The 3,262-nt window shown below is 65.8% G+C and carries 2 protein-coding genes and 1 pseudogene; 2 read left to right on the plus strand and 1 reads right to left on the minus strand.

Going from position 1 to position 3,262, the window contains the following annotated elements:
• Positions 1 to 94: 94 nt before the first annotated feature.
• Positions 95 to 541, plus strand: a pseudogene (locus tag IEY21_RS17165) (CheR family methyltransferase); the annotation flags it as partial.
• 777 nt (positions 542 to 1,318) lie between these two features.
• The gene (locus tag IEY21_RS17170; RefSeq protein ID WP_373290535.1) at positions 1,319 to 2,068 is read left to right on the plus strand and encodes a PAS domain-containing protein; all 750 of its coding nucleotides are present in this window, start codon (positions 1,319 to 1,321) and stop codon (positions 2,066 to 2,068) included.
• 21 nt (positions 2,069 to 2,089) lie between these two features.
• On the opposite strand, the gene IEY21_RS16565 is transcribed toward IEY21_RS17170, so the two are convergent.
• Entirely contained in the window at positions 2,090 to 3,178 is a 1,089-nt protein-coding gene (locus tag IEY21_RS16565; RefSeq protein ID WP_308424850.1) for a sensor histidine kinase, read from the minus strand.
• Positions 3,179 to 3,262 lie beyond the last annotated feature (84 nt).

A 3,262-nucleotide genomic window follows, 5' to 3' on the forward strand; every position in this document is an offset into this window, starting at 1 on the left:
GCTCCGGATCTTCAGTAAAAACGCAGAATTCCTCGGCCAGCACGGATATTCACTGCGCTATGCAAGGTGCAACTCCTGAGTAGCAGGCTGCTCGACCGGAGAGGAGGCGTACTCGGTCGCCATGGTGCTGCATGAACTCACCGAGGAGCTGCGCGACGAGCGGGCCTTCAAGGTGCAGCTGTTCGCCACCGATATCGACCGCGAGGCGGTGGACCGCGCACGCTACGGCCTGTATTCCGCCGACATCAGCTACGTGGTTTCCCCCGACCGGCTCGAGCGCCACTTTCAGCCGCAACAGGGCGGCTATCAGGTGCGCCCGGAGATCCGCAACATGGTGGTGTTCGCCACGCACAACACCTTCGGCGACCCGCCGTTTACCCGGCTGGACCTGCTGTGCTGCCGCAACATGCTGATCTACCTGAATGCCGAGCTGCAGGCGCAGATCATGTCGGTGTTCCACTACGCCCTGCGGCCCGGCGGCCTGCTGTTTCTGGGAGCCAGCGAGACCGCCGGAACCGAGCGGGAACGCTTCACGCCCCTGAGCCCGCGCTGGAAGATTTACCGGCGCGGGGAGGGAGCCCCCGCACCGCTGACGCTGGAGCACCCGCTCAATGCCGGCGGAGCCCGACGCGCCGACCGCCCGGACGACCTGTTTCCGGGCCTGCCACCGTCCTCGCGTCCGGGCACGCTGAGCCAGCAGGCCCAGACAGCGCTGCTGGCCCATTACGTGCCCCCCTCGGTGGTGGTCAACGCCTCGGGCGACATCCTGATGGTCAACGGACCGACCGGTCAGTACCTGGAGCTGCCGCTGGGCCGCACCCTGACCAACGTGTTCGAGATGGGACGCGACGGCCTGCGTTACGAGCTGCCCGCCGCCGTTCGGCAGGCGCTCGAAGAGCAAAACGAGGTGGTACGGACCCACCTCGCGGTGGAGGGCAGTGAGCGCCCACGCCTGATCGACCTGATCGTGCGGCCCCTGCCCGGCCCCCAGACCCATCTGCTGATCGTGTTCCGGGAACGTCCGGTCACAGAGGGTGCTGGCCCGCTGCCCGAGAAGTCTGATCAGATCCGGCTGCTGGAGCGCGAGTTGCAGCGCAGCCGCGAGAACCTGCAGGCCAAGATCGAGGACATGGCGGTCTCCGTGGAGGAACTGAGGAGCACCAACGAGGAGCTGCAGACCAGCAACGAGGAACTGCAGAGCAGCAATGAAGAACTGACCACCTCCAAGGAGGAGCTGCAGTCCCTGAACGAGGAGCTGATCACCATCAACGCCGAGCACCAGCGCGTCATCTCCGAGCTGGGGCAGGCGAACAACGACATGAAGAACCTGCTCGACAGCGCCGGCATCGCCACGGTGTTCCTGGGCAATGACCTGACCATCAAGCGCTTTACCCCACGCATCACGCGGGTGATCAACCTGATGGCGGTGGACCTGGGCCGCCCGATCACCGACATCAGCGTCAACCTGCGCTACGAACACCTGACCCGCGACATCAAACGGGTGCTGGACACGCTGGAGACGCTGGAACTGCAGGTGCAGACCCACGACGGCCAGTGGTACCTGATGCGCATCAGCCCGTACCGCACCTCGGACAACTTCATTGACGGCGTGGTGGTGGCGTTTACCAACGTGGACGTGATCAAGGCCATGGAGCGGCAGCTGCGCGACTCGCTGACCTACGCCGACGGCGTGCTGAACAGCATGCAGGACCCGCTGCTCGTCCTCGACGCACAGGAGCGGGTGGTGGCGGCCAACCGCGCCCTGTACAGCCTGCTGCAGACCACCGCGCCGCAGTTGAAGGGAGAGGCCCTGCAGACTGTCGCCCACGGGGCCTTCGACCAGCTGGACCTGCTGACCCGCCTGCGCGACGTGATGAGCAGCGAGCGTCCCCTGAGCAGCTACGTGATCGACCTGACGCTGCCGCAGCTGGGCACCCGCAAGATGAAGGTCGAGGCCGACCCGATCTTCAGCGAGGACGGCCACAGCGTCCTGCTGCTGTTCAAGATGGAGGACGTGACCGCGCTGCTGCGCCGGGCCGTTCAGGAGGGCGAGGACCTGCGGGGCTAGGCCAGGGAGGCGCGGAGCCGCTCAGCGCCGGGGCGAAACGTTCCTGGGCAACGCCAGCCAGAAACAGCTGCCCGGACCCTCATTGCCCTCGGCCCAGACCCGCCCGCCATGCCGCAAAACGGCGCGGCGCACGCTCGCCAGGCTGGTGCCCAGGCCAGAGAATTCCCGCTCGCTGTGCAGACGCTGAAAGATACCGAACAGCCGGTCCTGCTGACGTGGATTGAAGCCCACACCGTTGTCGCGCACGCCGATGTGGTACTCGCTTTCGTTTTCGCGGACCACGATATGAATCTCTGTCTGGGAGCGCCCGGCACTGAACTTCAGGGCGTTGTCGAGCAGGGCCGTGAAGATCTGTTTTAGGGTGCGCGGATCTCCCGTAACGGTGGGCAGGTGGTCCTGCTGCCACGTCACCGTCCCTCCATCCAGTCGGGGACGCAACTCCTTGCGGACGTCGCTGAGCACCCGTTCCAGGTCCACGGACAGCATCTCGGGGCGCTGGCGTCCGGTCTGGAAGTAGTCGGCCAGGGCGGACACCATGCCCTCCATGCGCTCCACGCTGCCGAGCATCGCGTCGTAGTAGTGCTGCGCCTGCCCGTCGCGGACCGGACCCTTGCGCCGCAGCAGCTCCGCAAAGCTGGTGAACTGCCGCAGCGGCGTCTGGAGGTTGTGGGTCACGGTCTGCACGAAGGTTTCCAGCTCCTCGTTCAACTCGCGAATCTGGGCGGTGCGGGCCTGAATGCGCTCCTCAAGGGTGTTGTTCAGGTTTGCCAGAGCGGCCTGGGCCGCCTTCAACTCCGTTATGTCGGTGACGGCCGCCCGCAGATAGGGCTGCTCGCCCTCGCTGGAGGCACGCACGTCCAGCTGCACGTCCAGCTTTTCACCCTCCGACTGCACCACACCCAGCTCCAGCCGGCACGGCTGCCCGCCCGCAAAGGCCCGGCGCAGCAGCTGCACAAACGGCACGACGTCCTCCTCCACGAACGCCGTGAAGCGGTGCCGGATCAGCTGGCCCCGCGTGCTGCCCAGCAGCTGGCACCCGGCCCGGTTGACCTCCAGAATCCGGCCGTCCTCGCTGAGGGTGAAATACCCGATGGGCGCAAGATCGTACAGGTCCTAGAGCCCGTTTTGGAATTTCACGCCTCTCTGGGCGAGCAAATACCATGAGGAATGGCCTCTCAGACGTATGGTTCTGAT

It is taken from the genome of Deinococcus aerophilus (assembly GCF_014647075.1).
Lineage (GTDB): Bacteria > Deinococcota > Deinococci > Deinococcales > Deinococcaceae > Deinococcus > Deinococcus aerophilus.

What these genes read in the sequence shown, in the direction of transcription:
- IEY21_RS17170 (WP_373290535.1), top strand. Translation starts at nt 1,319, where the DNA reads ATGAAGAACCTGCTCGACAGCGCCGGCATCGCCACGGTGTTCCTGGGC.